Below are 15,322 nucleotides of genomic sequence, written 5' to 3'. Positions count from 1 at the left end.
ACCCACGCCACTTGTGGTTCCATTGGCCGCAGACAACCCCAGAAGATCAAGATAGAGTCAAGGCATGATGAATGCGGGAGCGGGGAAATCGGGCGGCGGAATGCTGAAGGGCCGAGCTGGAATTATTGTGGCCATCACCATTGCCGCGCTGCTGCTGGCTGCCGGAGCAAGGTCGGCCCCCGGCGTGTTCCTAAAGCCGATGGAAGTGGGCACGGGATTTGGCTTGACCACCCTCAGCGCCGCCGTCAGCGTGGGCCTGCTGATGTTCGGCCTCGGCGCACCCCTCAGCGGCTACCTGATGGATAGGCATGGGCCGCGCCGGGTCGCCACGTTTGGCCTGCTGCTGGTCGCCTTGTCGTTCGGCCTCAGCGCCTTTATCCAGACCCAAGCTCACCTGTTCATCCTCTGGGGCGTCCTGAGCGGCCTCGGCACCGGCTTGGTGGGCAGCGTGCTGGGAGCTACTGTGGCGGCCCGCTGGTTTCAGACGCAGCGTGGGTTGGTCACGGGGGTCTTTGGGGCCGCCACCAGTGCAGGCCAACTGATGTTTATTCCGCTGCTGACCTTGGCCGCGCAGGGGGCCGGATGGCGGCTTGCCAGTGCCGGAATCGGGCTGCTGGCGTTGCTGCTCACGCCGCTGTTCTGGGCCTTGCTGCGAGACCGTCCGGCAGAGGTAGGCCTCGGCATGGATGGCCGCCCGCTTGACCCTACCGCGCCCGTAATCGTGCCCGCCAAACCCGATGGGGGCGTGATGCGCCGGGCGCTGCGTTCGCGAGATTTTTGGTTGCTCAGCGTCACTTTTTTGGTGTGTGGGGCCACCAGCAACGGCATCATCGGCACGCATTTCATCGCCTACTGCGGCGACCTCGGCCTCACCGCCGGATACGCCGCCGGAATGCTGGCGCTCATGGGGGCCTTCAATTTTGTGGGCACGTTGGGCAGCGGCTACCTCACAGACCGGGTTGACCCACGCCTGTTGTTGGCGGGCTACTACGCCTTCCGGGGGCTGAGTCTGCTGGCCTTGCCACTGCTGCCCCCCGGTACAGGCCTGTTCTTTTTTGCCGTGCTGTTCGGGCTGGACTACATCGCCACCGTTCCGCCCACTGTGGCCCTCACTGCCCGCACGTTTGGTACGGCCAACGTGGGCACCGTGTACGGCTGGGTCTTCTTTTCTCACCAACTGGGCGCGGCTTCGGCCACCGCGTTGGGCGGCCTAGCACGCGAGTCGTTGGGCACGTATGGCCCGGCTTTCTTGGCAGCGGGCGTGCTGGCAATTTTGGCGGCGGGGTTGGCGTTGGGTGTGACCCGGCAAGCTCCGGTGCGGGTGGCAGCAGCGTAAAAGTTCGTAGTTATTGATTCTTGTCTGACTAAGCAACGTCCAGACTTGACGATTCTGGGTGAACCCCCCAGTCTGCTTCGCAGCCAGCCCCCCTTAAAGGGGAGCGCAACATCTTTAGTCCTCCCCTTGAGGGGGGGCGTTGCGTGAGCAACGGGGGGGTTCAGCTTCCTACGTCCAGTGTTGCCCAACTGAGTAGGAATCAATAGATCAAACATCCGGTCAGTCCTCTTAATTGGGCTGACCGGATGTTGTTGACGCCTTATTCGCTCTGGCTAAGTGGACTTCAGCCGTCGCCCACGCGCTGGTTTGCTTGTAGGCATCCCCACACCCAGTTTGGGCAGCACCCAGCGGTCTAGGCCCCAGTACCCTGCCACGCGCCACCCCAGCACCAGCCATGTGGCCAAAATAAACAGCAGCGGGTTGGTGCTGAGCGTGCCCGCCAACAAGTAGCTGGCGTTCATCACCCCGCCGAAGAAGGCCGCCAAGCCCGTAAACAGGCCCACAATCAGGGCAATGCCCACCAAGGCTTCCCCGTAAGCCACCAAGTAAGAAAATACGGTGGCGTTGGGCAGGGCTACATGCTGCACGAACCACGCATACCAGCCGGGTACGTCGGGATGCTCGCCAGTGGTTTTGGCGAGTGCGCCCTTCAGGAACCCAGTGACGGCGGTTCCTGCTTTTTCTCCGACCCAGATGCCTGCCGGATTGGTGACTTTGCCCCAACCCGCTGTGAGCCACTCGTAGCCCACGTAGACGCGCAAAATGGCCCATAACAGCGCGAGACGCGGGTTGGCAAACAGGAGTTGAGTCAGGTACGGCTCAGGAATCATGGGACGGGCGGTCTGGGTCATTGGGTTCCCCTTCGGTATCGTCGTTCCAGATCTTCTATTTCCGCCCGTACCCCTAGCAGGCGTGGTTTCGGCCTTGCATCTGCTTAAAACATTCGTCATAAAGCGACTTTCTTTGTGACCGAGCAAAGCGAGTAAATTGAGGCGAGCAGGACGGAGAATGGAGCCACTGGAAGTCTGTTTTTCCGGTGGTGTAATTCGTAGACCTGCCCTTGTTCCGTAGTGCAGCCTAAACCCGCCACATGAGCTTGCGGGTTCGGTTGACCCAAAGCTGTGGCGGGAGTACGGGAGTAAAGGTGTAAAGCGGAGTGTTTAGAAGACGATGGGGCGCAGGCCGACGCTGGCCTGACCACAGGCGACGGTTACGGTGGCCCCGGCAGGCGTTACGGTGCAGCCCAGCGAGCGCAGGCCCAGCAACGGGAAAATCAGGTTTTTGCCATCAGTGGCAGGCACAAACGGCAGTTCTACGTTGCCCGCCGTGGTTTGGCCGCCGCTAAGTTGGGCTGCTTTGGCTCCCACCGTCACCGTCAGGGCCGAGTCGCCCGCGTTCAGGCGGTATTTATTGGCTCCCAGCGCCGTTACGTTCACCACACCGATCAGGTCACGGCCCAGCACATACGGCTGACCCTTCACCACTCCGGCGGGCGTAGCGGGGCGGGGCGCGGTGCTGGCAGCCGCAGAAGCGGTCACGGCGTCAACGACCACCAGCGACTCGGTGGCCGACAAGCCCCGCAGCAACACGAACGCGCCCACTGGCCCATTCACGGTTTCCGATGCCAAGAGCGTGCTGCTCGTGCCTGTGGTCTTCCAGTCGCCGAGCGCCCGGCCTGCCAACTTGCCGCGAATCAGGGGGCGCAGGCTGGCGGGGCTGTTCTTGGAGTACAGGCACACGGCCCGCACGCTCAGCTTCAGGGCGGCGGGGCAGGCCACGATCTGGCCCTTGATGACGCCGCCCACCTCTACTGCAATAGCACTCGCGGCGCGGGCGGTAGCTGCCGAAGCTGCGCCGGGCAGGGGAGCGCGGGCAGGCTGTGTGGCTGGAGCGGTAGGTGGAGCCGGAGTGGTGGCGGGCGCCGCGGGCTGGGCAGGGGCAGTCTGGGCCTCACCAAATCCAGACAGCAGTAAGGCAGGCAACAGCAACAGGCCCGGAGCGCGGGCGGAGAGGGAAGCTAAACGCATGATGCCTATGCTACCCGCCGTCCATGAGCGGCGACTTTGATTGTCTGATCCAGAATTGTGACGGGTTGCAGACAACTTGGAGCGTGATGAGTGACAAAAAGCACGGGCTGGCGGCATTCGCCACATATCTGAGGACGTAGTGGACACGTAAGCACCACAGCAAGTCCTTCTTTTGCGCCTTCATCTAACGGGCTGACTTTGGAATCTCTATCCTTGTCTGATGAATTCTGCCGCCCGCCTCAGCGCCCTTGGCGCACTGGATACCCGCATCCGGGCCGCGCTGCTCGCCGATGACCGCGTGGTGTACGCCCTAGCCTACGGCAGCCGTACCCAAGCCCGCCCGGATGGTTCACCCGCCGCCGATGAGTGGAGTGATTTGGAATATTACGCGTTTGTGCGTGCTGGACAAACTCTAGATGCCTTCGAGTTCCTGCGCTCCATTACGCCCGTAGCGCTGGAAGTGGTGAACCCGTTTGGCACGCCCAATATCGTGACGCCTGATTTGTTGCGTGTAGAACTGCATGTAGAGCCTGAATCGGCGCTGGATCAGATACGCGGTTGGCCCAATGGGGGCGGGAATCCGGCCCGAATGTTGCTTAAGGATCAGGGCAGCACACTGGCAACTTTGCTGGCGGCTTGGGCGTCTAGGCCGCCGTTTGCGTCCACTTTGCCGGGTTCTCAAACAGAGTTTGACGACCTGCTGAATTGGCTGGTGTTCGCCTCTGCCGTCGCCCTACGCGGCGAACACTTGCGGGCGTGGGACTTACTGAACTGGGTGCGCGGCGGCCTGTTGCGCTTGGCCCGCACGCTGCATGGTGCGCCTCAGCCCCAATCTCCAGCGCGGAATGCCGAACGCGACTTGCCGCCGGGAGTGTTGGCCGCGCTGAATGAAACCACTCGCGGAACTGCTGTGCAAGCTTGCCTCGCTGCTTCAGCATTGGCCCGCGCCCTCGCTCCTCGCTTGTCACTGGATTCGCGTGCCGAGATGCTCGACGCCCTGCAAGCCGAATTGAAGGCCAAAGAATCTGAAACACGTCCCTCACGCTCGTTTTAAGCGTCTGCCCTAGCCTAATTGCCTGATGGCCCGCCGCTTGCCTGCCTCCGATTGGCCGCCCCCACCCACTACGCCAGACCGCTGCGGCCTATGTGACCGCGCTGTGCCGCACCTGACCGAGCATCACCTGATTCCCAAATCACAGGGGCGTCGGCAGGGCGTCAAGATTCACGCGCTGCCGACGGTGTTACTGTGCCCGCCCTGCCATAAGTTTTTGCACCGCACGTTTACTAACGCTGAACTGGCCGGAGAGTATTCGTCTGTAGACGCGCTGCTGGCGCATGAAGACGTGCGGCGGTTCGTGGCGTGGATCAGCAAGCAGCCACCGACGAAAGGGGTCCGGGTGCGCTAGGAGCATCGGTGCAGTAGTTGTAAAAGAAGCGTAGCTTAGTGGCCCTCCTACTGCACCATCTCAGGGATTTATTCTAGTTTCGTATAAGAACTGCTAGAGCATTGATCGGAATCCGTAGTACCCAATGGCTCGGACAGTATCTAGTTTCAAAGACAGGCCACAGAGAAATGTCGTCTAGAACGTGGTACCCGCTCCCCCCTCCCAACCTCCCCCGCAAGGGGAGAGGAGCAATAACCCCGCATCCTCGGGCAAATTTGGCAACTGTCCGAACCATTGATTACCCGATATTCAGCCCCACGTCAAACGTCGCCCGGTAGCCCTTTTGCGGATTTCCGGACAGACTCAGCAGCAGTTGGCTGCCACCGTTGCGGTAGATGCCATCGGTGCTGTTCAGGGTGTTGCGCTTGCCTTTGCTGTTGTAGGGCGCGACGGCGTGGGCCGCGTCCGTCACGGCTTCGGGGAAAAACAGTTGCGACGTGAACTCCCCGGTGGGTTTGCCGCTGGCGTCCAGTGGGCGCAACTTGAAGTGAATATGCACGGCGCGGCCCGGATACCAGCCGGGATAAACGGTGGTGAAGCTGGCCTTGCCCTGCGCGTTGGTGACTTGCGAGCCGCGCAGGAAGTCGTCGGTGTTGCCCGATACATCCGAGTACACGCCGAGCGCGTCGCACTGCCACACATCTATCAGTACCCTTCCACGCGGCGTGCAACTGCCCACCGTCACTTTCGACACCACAAAATTCAGCGTCAGCGGAATGCCTGCGCTGGCCTTACCCGTCTTGGAATCTTTGCGAATATCGCTGCGGTTCAGTTTTTCATCTACAAAATACGGGCCTTCGGTTTGGGCGGGCCGCACCACGCATCCGGGCAAGCTCGTTGCGCCGCTGCTGCCCAAGCTGGTGCTGCCGCCTTGCCCACCGGGAGGCGGAGTGCGCTGGGCCAACACGCTGCTTGCTGCCAACGCCGCCGCGCCCCCGCCGAAGCCGAGGAGTCTCAGCGCCCGCCTGCGGCTCAGCAGGGTTCCCACCATTTCATCATCGTTGTCTTCTTCGGGCGCGGGGTTCACGTTCGGGTGCTGGTTCATGTCGGCTCCTTGGGGGTGCATGTGTCTCTTGAAATCTGTTTGCTGAAACAAGCTTACGCAGGCTGTGTTAAAGCAACGTTGGCGTGAATCTGGTTGTGGCGTGCAGTGTGTTCATGCTGGCCCCCGTACCCTTGGGCCATGACCCAGCCCGCCCCCCTCGTTTTCGTCTACAACGCCGATGGCGGCGTGCTGAACGGCCTCAAAGACCTGTGGATCAAAACGGTGCGCCCGCAAGACTATGAATGCCAACTCTGCGCCGTTACGTATGGCCCGCTGGGAATGAAGCGCGAGTGGCGCGAGTTTGTGCGCCGTTTGGGGCCAAATGTGCGGTTCCTGCACCGCGATGAACTCCGCGCCGAATACGGCCTAGACGGTGTGCCGCTGCCCGCCGCGTTTGAAGTACAGTCTGACGGCACACTGCGGGAGTGGATTTCCGCCGCCGAAATGCGCTCGTTTGGTGCGCTGGACGACTTGATGGGGGCGGTAGGGAGCCGGGTGCAGGGAAGCGGCGTCGCGGGCGTTATGTAAACAGCGTCTAGGGTCTAAGGGACTAAGAACAGCATAAAAGCGCAGTTGTCCTCCCCTCAAGGGGAGGCGTTGCGGAGCAATGGGGGGTTCACCTTGCAACGTCACTGCCCCCAGCACCTTAGTCCCTCAGACCCTTAGACCCCGCCCCAGCCATCCAGCACAACAAAAAAGAAGGCGGAAGCCGCAGCCTCCGCCCTCTAAATCACTCGCTCCTTATTTGGCTGGAGCCGCGCCCACCACACCGGCAAAGCTCTGCACTTTCAAGCGGGCCACCTGAGAATTCACGTATTTCTGCGAGGCGTCGCGGGCCAGTTGCTCGCGGATCAGCGGCTCGGCCACGCTGAGGGGTGCAAGGCCCGCTTCGGTACGCCCGGTCACGGTCAGCACGTGGTAGCCAAACTCGGTCTGCACCAACTGCGGCACGTTGAGTGGCCCCTTGAAACTGGCCGTATCGAAGGCCGCCACCATTTGGCCCGGCCCGAAGCAACCCAAGTCTCCGCCGTCTGCCGCGCTGCCGGGGTCTTGGCTCTTGGCTTTGGCAATGGCTGCAAAGTCTCCGCCTGCCACCAAATCCTTCTGAATCTGCTGCGCTTCGGGCTGGGTCTTGACCAAAATGTGCTTGGCGCAGGCTTCGGCTTCGCGGGTAAACGAAGCTTTGTTGAGGTTGTAAAAGCCCTGAACGACTGCGCTGCCAAAGGTCAGGCGCTTCTTCACGCCGTCCAAATAGGCGGCGACAACGGCTTGCCGCTCCAACTCGGCCCGGAGTTCGGCGGGAGTGCTGAAGCCCGTCTGGGCCAAGCCTTCGCTGAACTCGGCGTCGGTGGCAAAGTTTTCGCGGGCTTTGGCAAACTGGGCATCAATGGCCGCTGCGTCGGGCTTGTTGGCTACGCGGGCAATCTGGTACACGGCGCGGTCGCGCACGTACTGCGTCAAAAAGTCGCGGCGGGCGTCGGCAAATTCGGTCAGGTACGAGTCTTCAAAAGGGATGCCCTGAGAGTTGACCAACCGTGCCACAGCAACTCGGAAGGCTTGGTCAAACTCGCCCAGCGTCACTTTCTCGGTGCCGATGTTGGCTACCAAAGTGGATGGATCGGCAGCGGGTGTGGCGGCTGGAGTGGCTACCGGGGCAGCAGCAGGAGCCGTTGCAGGCGCAGTGGGCGCTGGAGCGGGAGTTGGCGTAGGAGTCTGGACGGGGGTCACGGGAGCTGGCGTCGGCGTGGGTGCGGGGGTGGTTTGGGCCAAAGCCGCGCCCAGCAGCAGCGTTCCGGTGAGCAGTGTTCCCTTGAGCAAAGTCGTCGTCAGGCGGGCCGCAGTCGATCCAGCAAATTTCATACCGATTATTTTAGCGTTCCGGCGGGCAGGCACGCTGAGCGCCACATGAACAGCACTTGCCTCAGCTGTCGTACAATCCCCCCCGTGCGCCTGACTTTGGAAGAAACCACCGATGCCCGCGTCTATGACGACGCCGTAAGTAGCTTGCCCATCACCAGCGCCCTGCAAGGCTGGGGCTACGGCGAGGCGCGGCGCGTGCTGGGCCAAACGCCTGTGCGTTATCTCATCAAGTCGGAGGGCCGCACGGTGGGCGCGGTGCAACTGCTCCGCAAGCGCCTCGTGCCGGGGTTTTCTACGCTGTATGCGCCGCGTGGCCCCGCCCTAGAATCGCTGGACTTGCTGCCCGCTGTGGCCGAAGCCCTGCGCAAAGTTGCCAAACCCACCGACGCCCTGCTGAAAATAGAGCCGCCCTTGCCTATCCCTGCCGATGACAGCGTGACTGTGCCCGCGGAATACGGCCCCTTTCGCCGCGCCGAAACCGAGCAGCCCGAACACACCATCATTGCCGACCTGACCCGCACCGAAGAACAGATGTTTGCCGACTTGCACAGCATGGCCCGCCGCAACGTGCGTGCGGCTCACAAGCTGGGCGTGGTAGCAGGCCGGGACGATGACTTCGAGGCGTTCTGGGACATTTTTACGGCTACCAACGAGCGGGCCAAACTGGGCGCATTTCCCCGCGCTTACTACGAAGCCATGCTGCGTGAAGGCAATGCCTACGGCGGCGAAGCCTACATCGTGTTGTCGCGGCATGAGGGCAAAGCGCTGGCGGGCGGGTTCTTCTTGGGCATGGGCAAAGGCGCGTATTACCTGTTCGGCGGCAGCGTGCGCGATGACCGCGTTGGCGAAAATGGCGAACCCCGTAAGGATGCCAAAGCCCCCGACGCCTTTTACTGGAACGCCATGCTGGATGCCAAGAAGCGCGGCTACGAACTGTTCGATTTCTGGGGCATTCCCCGCCAACTCGACGAAGAAAAACACTCGTTCGGTGTCTTCAAGATGAAACTGAAATTTAGCGAGCAGCGCGTGTGGTATCCCGCCTACGATCTGAACCTGAACGCCGCCGCCCCCGCCATCGTGAAGGCCCTGCGTTGGCGTAAAACGCAGAACAATTTGAAGAAGCGGGGAAGTAAAGAAGACGTGTTGTAGCAGGGATAGTTTTTGCTCCCTCACCCTTGACTGGCACAGCCCGAAGGGAGGGGGGAGGGCTGGGGACTCGCAGAGCTGCGGAGCAGAGGGGGTGAGTGAGCAAAGCGATTGCCTTCTCCAGCGGGCCAACCATCCCACCCCCCATCCCTTAATCTGACGATTATGGCGACCCTCTACCTATTCTTGCTTACCTTCCACAACATCACGCGCTGGCTGGTGCTGATCGCGGGCGTGTGGGCGCTGATCCGCACGGTTCCGGCTCTAAGTGGCAACAAGGAGTTCACCATCGCAGACCGCCGCCCAGTGGTTCTTTTTGCGGGCAGCGTGCATCTCCAAGTGGTTCTAGGACTCCTATTGTTCGGCTTTTTAGGATCGCAGGGAGCCGGAGCGTTTGCCGACAGAAGCACCAGCTATCAGTGGCAGCACGTCGGCCTCGGCTTGATCGCCGCTGTAACCGCCACCCTCGCCAGTGCCCTCAGCAAACGCGCCGCCACAGACCGGGCCAAATTCCGTGTGGCGGCCCTCTGGACAGCGGTAACGCTCCTGATTTTGCTGGTGTCTATTCCTTGGTGGCGGCCTTTGCTGCGGCTCTTTAGCTAAAAACCGTGAGTGGGGAGTGGTCAGTAGTGAGTGGGAAGGTCAAGATCAAAACACAAATCGCCTCTGCTCTGGCACTTCACCCACTGACCACTACCTACTCACCACTTACCGTTTTTCACCTCTGCGGTTCAATCACCACTTTCCCCGTCGTCTTCCGATCCAAAATGTCCTGAAAAGCCCGCACGCTTTCGTCTAGCGCGTAGGTTGGCCCGACTTGCGGCGTCACTTGCCCGCTGGCGATCAGGGGCGTCAGGGCCATCGCCGCGTCGCGGGTAGCTTCGGCGTCGCCCATGAGGCTGGTCAGCCACAGGCCCGTCACGGTCACGTTGCGTTTCATCAGTTCTACGGGGCGCAAGTTGGCCTGCTCGCGGCTGGCGTTGCCGATCACGATCACGCGGCCCCGGTTCATCACCACGTCTAAGCTTTCTTGGAACCTTGGCCCGCCCACCACTTCCAGCACGAGGTCTACGCCGCCTTTGGAGTTAGTGTCGCTGGCGGCGGCAGCGCGGATTTTCTGCACGCGGTCTGGGTCATCTTGTAGCAAAGTCACGTCTGCGCCCAGTTTGCGGGCTAGTTCCAGCTTTTCCTCGGTGCTGGCGCTGGCGACTACGTTCATGCCCATCGCCTTAGCAAGTTGAATGCTGGCCGTGCCCAGTGCGCCCGCTCCGGCCTGCACCCATACCCACTGCCCCGGCTGCCCGTAGCCCAGCGTCTTCAGGCCGTGATAGGCCGTGAAATACGACACCGGAAACGCCGCCGCCTGAGCCGCCGTGAGGCTGGCTGGCACGGGAATCAGGGCTGCTGCATGGGCCACCGCGTAAGTCGCGAGGCTGCCACTGCCGCCCAAGCAGGCCACCAATTGCCCCACCTGCACGCCCGTCACGCCCTCACCCAATGCGTCCACGGTTCCGGCAAATTCCATGCCGGGGGTGTAGGGCACGCGGGTTCTCGTCAGGTATTCGCCCGCCACGCTCAGCACATCGGCAAAGTTGATGCCCACCGCTTCTACCTTCAGGCGCACTTGCCCCGGCCCCGGCTGCGGCACAGGCACGCCCTCACGCACCTGCATCACGTCGGGTGCGCCGAGTTGCTCCACCACAATGGCCCTCATCGTCTGTGCCGCTTCACTTTGGGCTGTATCGGTCATAGGCTGAAGCATACCTGACTGAATCCTGAAAGTGAACGTGGACGGACATTCTGAACGTCGACGTATTTGACCAGAGCGGGTGCGGCGTGACAGCATGCCTTCTCAACAGCCCACTCCAACACAGCTTTCCTTTCAGACGAAGGTTTTCCAGTTCTTGCCAAAAGCCTAGAGTGCCCCGCCACCACGCCTTTCCCACTCACCACTTACCACTGACAGAACACTGTTCTCAGGAGGCTCCACCCATGACCACTGCCCCAACTCCAATGATCGACCAATCCCGCGACGGCGACATTTTGATTCTCACGATCAACAATCCGCCCGTCAACGCTTTTTCGCCCGGTGTGCCGGAAGGCCTGCACGCGGGGCTGGACGTGGCCGAACAGGATCAGAGCGTCAGCGCAGTGGTCATTATCGGCGGCGGGCGTACCTTCATCGCTGGGGCCGATATCAAAACATTTGACCTGCCCCGCGAACAGGCTCCTGATTTGCGCGGCTTCATTACGCGGCTGGACGCTTTTGCTAGGCCCACAGTGGCAGCCATTCACGGCACGGCGTTGGGCGGTGGCCTAGAAGTGGCGCTGGCCTGCACCTACCGCGTGGCGTTGGCAGGCGCACAGTTGGGCCTGCCCGAAGTCAAGTTGGGCATTTTTCCCGGTGCAGGCGGGACTCAGCGACTTCCCCGCGTGGTGGGCGCACAAAAAGCCCTAGAGATGATGCTGTCGGGCAACCCCATCGGAGCCGCTGAGGGCGCACAGTTGGGCCTGATCGACGAACTGGCAGAAGGCAAATCGGAAGCCGAATTACGCGCCGCTGCTGTGGCTTTTGCCCGCGCCCACGCCGCTGCCCGCCCGCTGCCCCGTGTCTCTGAGCGCAACGTAGAAGGCGCAAGCCCCGAACTGTTTGCCGCCGCCCGCGCAGGTCTAGGCAAAACGCACCGGGGCCAGATGTCGCCCGGCATGATCGTCGACCTCACCGAGGTGGCCGCCACTCGCCCCTTTGAAGAAGGCTGGAACGCCGAAGCCGGATTGTTTTTGCAGGCCAAAGATTCGCCGCAGTCACGCGGCCTGCGCCATATTTTCTTTGCCGAACGCGAAAGCGCCCGTGTGCCCGGCATCGGCAAAGACACCCCCCTGACCGAGATTCGCAGCGCAGGCGTCATCGGCGCGGGTACGATGGGCGGCGGCATCGCCATGAATTTCCTGAATGTGGGCATTCACGTGACCATCGTGGAAACCGCGCAGGACGCACTAGACCGAGGCGTGGCTATTATTCGGCGCAACTACGAGAACACTGCCAAAAAAGGCCGCCTGACCCTAGACGACGTAGAAACGCGAATGGCGTTGCTGACGCCCACGCTGAATATGGATGACCTCGCGCAAGCCGACATCATCATCGAGGCCGTGTTTGAAAACATGGACGTGAAGAAAGAGATTTTTACGCGCCTAGACGGGATTGCCAAGCCCGGTGCGATTCTGGCGAGCAACACCAGTACCCTTGACGTGAACGAAATTGCCAGCGTCACGTCGCGTCCCGAAAGCGTGATTGGGTTGCACTTTTTCAGCCCCGCCAACGTGATGAAACTGCTGGAAATCGTGCGGGCCGAGAAAACCAGCGCGTCCGTGTTGGCAACAAGCATGGCCCTTGCCCGCAAGATTAAGAAAGTGGGTGTGGTGGTAGGCGTCTGCGACGGCTTCGTGGGCAACCGCATGGTTCACCGCTACGGCGACGAGGCCCGCAAACTGGTAGAGGAGGGCGCGAACCCGCAGGACGTAGACGCCGCCATGCACGCGCTGGGGCTGGCGATGGGGCCATTCGAGATGTCCGATATGGCGGGGCTGGACATCGGCTATTCCATCCGGCAGCATCAGGCCAAAGTGCGTGGGGAACCACAGCCCGACGGCTGGCTAGACCGGATTGTGGCGCAGGGCCGCAAAGGGCAGAAGACGCAGGCCGGAATCTACGACTACCCGGACGGCAGAAAGCCCGTGCCCAGCACCGAAATGTCAGACCTGATCACCACTTACCGTAGCGAAAAAGGCTTGCAGACCCGTACTATCAGCCCGCAGGAAATCACCGAGCGGCTGGCCTACAGCCTCGTGAACGAGGGCGCGAAGATTTTGGAAGAAGGCATTGCCCAGCGTGCCGGAGACATCGACGTGATCTACATTTACGGCTACGGCTTTCCCGCCTACCGGGGCGGCCCCATGCAGTACGCCGACGAAATGGGCCTGCAAAACGTGGCTGCCTCGCTAGCACAATACGGCCAGACGCCCGCGCCTTTGCTGAAGCAGTTGGCCGATGAGGGCAAGACGTTCGCCACGTGGGACAAGGAAAAAGGACGGGGCTAATTGGTTTGAGCTGTGGGGGGCGATAAGCGAGAGGAGGTGTATTGGGCAGAAGCGTTTGCTCGGTGGCCCCCTCACCCGTTGCTCTCGCAACGCCCTCTCCCACAGGTGGAGAGGGAACAAGACCAAATTCCACCCCCAAAAGAGAAGGGACGCAGACCAGTTTCAGTCTGCGTCCCTTCTCCCGTCTGTCAAAGTTTCTAGCCTTACTGCGTACTGCGCGGGTCTAGCACATCCCGCAAACCGTCGCCCAGCAGGTTGAAGCCCAGCACGGTAAGGAAGATGGCGAGGCCGGGGAAGATCATCGTCCACGGCGAATCCACGTAGTACTGGCGGGAATCGCTGATCATGGTGCCCCATTCCGGTAGCGGCGGCTGAGCGCCAATACCCAGAAAGCCCAGTGCGGCAACTTCGATGGTGGCGGTGGCAATGCTGAGTGCGCCCTGCACGATCAGGGGGGAGAGGCTGTTTGGCAGCACATGCTTGAACACGGTGCGAATCTGGGTGGCCCCCAGTGCGCCCGACGCCTGCACGAATTCGCGCTCGCGCAGGCCCAATACCACGGCCCGTGAAAGGCGCATATAGACCGGGATTTGCACCAGCGACACCGCGAGCATGGCCGTCACAAGCTGCGGGCTATTCAGCACGAACAAACTGTTGATGGCACTGACCAGCAACGGCGGATTGTCGGCGCTGAAGATGCTGGCAAAGCCGATGGCGAGCAGAATGCTGGGAAAGGCCAACATCACATCCGACAGGTAGCCGGTAACGGAATCGAACCAGCCGCCGAAATACCCGGCCAGCACGCCCACCAACGTCCCTATGACAAGGGCCAGCACCGTACTGACTACGCCCACTTTCAGGCTGATGGCGGTGCCGTGCCACACGCGGGTCAGCACGTCGCGGCCCAAGTTGTCGGTGCCGAACAGGTGTGACCAAGGATTGACCTGACCTGTTACGGGGTCACGGTATTCCTCGGCTACATCCTTATCCCACAGCGCGGCCACGCTAGGCGGCTTCAGGTTCAGGCGGTAGTTGCGGTCACTGGAGGCGTCGTAAGGCTTGAGAATGGGGGCCAACAGCGCCAGCAGCACGAAGACAGCCACGATGGCCGCGCCGACTTTGCCGGGGGTGCTGCGCCGAAAGCGCCGCGAAAAGATGCTGGGCTGCTTTTTTTGTTGGGGGGCGGTGGGGGAGACGGCGGTCATGGGGTTCCCCCTGTGTTCGGAAAAGGCTTGACAGGTCTCATCGGTACTGAATCCGGGGATCGAGAGTGGCGTAGCTGAGGTCTACCAGCAGGTTGGTGACGCTGACCACCAGCGCCGCAAAAATCACGCCGCCCTGAATGATCGGGTAGTCGCGCTGGCTGATGGCCTCATAGACCCACGAGCCGATGCCGGGCCACGAAAAGATGGTTTCGGTCAGTACCGCGCCGCCCAGCAAGGCTCCGGCTTGTAGCCCGATCACCGTGACGACGGGCAGCAGCGCATTCCTCAGCGCGTGCTTCAGCGTAATGCTGCGCTGAGACAGCCCTTTGGCGCGGGCCGTTCGCACGTAATCTTGGCCCAGTACATCCAGCAGGCTGCTGCGCGTAATCCGGGCAATAATCGCCAGCGGAATGCTGCCCAGCGCAATGGCGGGCAAAATCAGGTGGCGCAGAGCGTCCCATGCATCGGCGGGACTGCCACGTAAAATGCCGTCCAACACATAGAATCCTGTAATTGGTTGGAGTGTGGATTCGTTGCCTAATCGCGCACTCGGCGGCAGCCAGCCCAATTTCACGGCAAAAAAGTAAGAGAGCAGCAGCCCCAGCCAAAACACAGGCATACTCACGCCCACCAAGCTAATCGTAGTAGCGAGGTTGTCCCAGACGCTGTTGCGGCGCAGCGCAGCCAAAATGCCAGCGGGCAGGCCAATCACAAGCGCAAAAAACAGGGCGGCCAAGCTCAGTTCGGCGGTGGCCGGAAAGCGCGAGCCGAGTTCATCGCGCACGGGGATATTGCTCTTGATCCCGCTGCCGAGATCGCCCTTTGCCAGTGCCGATACATACTTCGGATACTGCGCGTCCAGCGGATTGGTTGGGTTGAAGAACCACGGTTTATCGAGGCCCAGTTGAGTCCGGAGGTTCTTGACGGCCTGTGGCGTGGCGCGTTCGCCCAACATGGCGGTGGCCGGGTCGCCGGGAATAGAACGCACGAACACGAACACCAACAGGCTGATGCCCAGCATGACCAGTAGGGTTCTTGCGATACGGCGAATCAGATAACTGCCCAAGGAAAAGCCCCCTTCTGAAAGTAAAAACTCTGGAAATAGAAAGATGTGGATGAAGACGGCAGCGGCACGCTTTTTGGGAGTTGCCAGATTGGGG

At 61.5% G+C, this 15,322-nt stretch carries 14 protein-coding genes; 7 read left to right on the top strand and 7 right to left on the bottom strand.

The features are described 5' to 3' along the window. Positions 1–64 precede the first annotated feature (64 nt). Positions 65–1,336, top strand: a complete 1,272-nt coding sequence (locus tag E7T06_RS09240; protein ID WP_240740933.1) for an MFS transporter — start codon at positions 65–67, stop codon at positions 1,334–1,336. A 272-nt stretch (positions 1,337–1,608) separates the two neighbouring features. Here E7T06_RS09240 and E7T06_RS09235 read toward each other — a convergent pair whose 3' ends face one another. Continuing rightward, complete coding sequence (locus E7T06_RS09235) at positions 1,609–2,187, bottom strand: DoxX family protein (RefSeq protein ID WP_240740932.1); 579 nt, start codon at positions 2,185–2,187, stop codon at positions 1,609–1,611. Positions 2,188–2,496: 309 nt separating this feature from the next. Then, complete coding sequence (locus E7T06_RS09230; protein ID WP_136365544.1) at positions 2,497–3,363, bottom strand: hypothetical protein; 867 nt, start codon at positions 3,361–3,363, stop codon at positions 2,497–2,499. 220 nt (positions 3,364–3,583) lie between these two features. Between E7T06_RS09230 and E7T06_RS09225 the strand changes: the two genes are divergently transcribed. Beyond that, the gene (locus E7T06_RS09225; protein WP_136365543.1) at positions 3,584–4,417 is read left to right on the top strand and encodes a hypothetical protein; all 834 of its coding nucleotides are present in this window, start codon (positions 3,584–3,586) and stop codon (positions 4,415–4,417) included. Positions 4,418–4,442: 25 nt separating this feature from the next. Next, positions 4,443–4,769 carry an HNH endonuclease gene (locus tag E7T06_RS09220; protein WP_168733448.1) on the top strand — a complete coding sequence of 109 codons (327 nt, stop codon included), beginning with the start codon at positions 4,443–4,445 and terminating at the stop codon, positions 4,767–4,769. Between the two features lie 277 nt (positions 4,770–5,046). Here the strand turns inward: E7T06_RS09220 and E7T06_RS09215 are convergent, their stop codons facing one another. Further along, a complete protein-coding gene (locus E7T06_RS09215; protein ID WP_136365542.1) occupies positions 5,047–5,853 on the bottom strand; it encodes an intradiol ring-cleavage dioxygenase in 807 nt (268 codons plus the stop codon). Between the two features lie 138 nt (positions 5,854–5,991). On the opposite strand from E7T06_RS09215, the gene E7T06_RS09210 reads away from it, so the two are divergent. Further along, positions 5,992–6,381, top strand: coding sequence for a hypothetical protein (locus E7T06_RS09210; RefSeq protein ID WP_136365541.1), 390 nt, complete (start codon positions 5,992–5,994; stop codon positions 6,379–6,381). Positions 6,382–6,594: 213 nt separating this feature from the next. Here the strand turns inward: E7T06_RS09210 and E7T06_RS09205 are convergent, their stop codons facing one another. Then, entirely contained in the window at positions 6,595–7,713 is a 1,119-nt protein-coding gene (locus E7T06_RS09205; RefSeq protein WP_136365540.1) for a peptidylprolyl isomerase, read from the bottom strand. Positions 7,714–7,797: 84 nt separating this feature from the next. On the opposite strand from E7T06_RS09205, the gene E7T06_RS09200 reads away from it, so the two are divergent. Together E7T06_RS09200 and E7T06_RS09195 are read left to right on the top strand one after the other, a co-directional pair. Continuing rightward, positions 7,798–8,862: a peptidoglycan bridge formation glycyltransferase FemA/FemB family protein gene (locus tag E7T06_RS09200; RefSeq protein WP_136365539.1), complete on the top strand. Its 1,065-nt coding sequence runs from the start codon at positions 7,798–7,800 to the stop codon at positions 8,860–8,862. Between the two features lie 162 nt (positions 8,863–9,024). Further along, entirely contained in the window at positions 9,025–9,462 is a 438-nt protein-coding gene (locus E7T06_RS09195) for a hypothetical protein (protein ID WP_136365538.1), read from the top strand. A 115-nt stretch (positions 9,463–9,577) separates the two neighbouring features. Here E7T06_RS09195 and E7T06_RS09190 read toward each other — a convergent pair whose 3' ends face one another. After that, entirely contained in the window at positions 9,578–10,609 is a 1,032-nt protein-coding gene (locus tag E7T06_RS09190; RefSeq protein ID WP_136365537.1) for an NADPH:quinone oxidoreductase family protein, read from the bottom strand. A 242-nt stretch (positions 10,610–10,851) separates the two neighbouring features. Between E7T06_RS09190 and E7T06_RS09185 the strand changes: the two genes are divergently transcribed. Beyond that, positions 10,852–12,957, top strand: coding sequence for a 3-hydroxyacyl-CoA dehydrogenase NAD-binding domain-containing protein (locus tag E7T06_RS09185; RefSeq protein ID WP_136365536.1), 2,106 nt, complete (start codon positions 10,852–10,854; stop codon positions 12,955–12,957). 203 nt (positions 12,958–13,160) lie between these two features. Here E7T06_RS09185 and E7T06_RS09180 read toward each other — a convergent pair whose 3' ends face one another. Together E7T06_RS09180 and E7T06_RS09175 are read right to left on the bottom strand one after the other, a co-directional pair. Continuing rightward, on the bottom strand, positions 13,161–14,162 hold the full coding sequence (locus E7T06_RS09180; RefSeq protein ID WP_136365535.1) for an ABC transporter permease: 1,002 nt from the start codon (positions 14,160–14,162) through the stop codon (positions 13,161–13,163). Between the two features lie 37 nt (positions 14,163–14,199). After that, on the bottom strand, positions 14,200–15,228 hold the full coding sequence (locus tag E7T06_RS09175; RefSeq protein WP_136365534.1) for an ABC transporter permease: 1,029 nt from the start codon (positions 15,226–15,228) through the stop codon (positions 14,200–14,202). Between the last annotated feature and the right edge of the window lie 94 nt (positions 15,229–15,322).

This window comes from Deinococcus sp. Arct2-2 (genome assembly GCF_004801315.1).
Classification (GTDB): domain Bacteria; phylum Deinococcota; class Deinococci; order Deinococcales; family Deinococcaceae; genus Deinococcus.
Note: the sequence above shows the minus strand (reverse complement) of the source record. Positions and strands in the feature narration are given on the sequence as shown.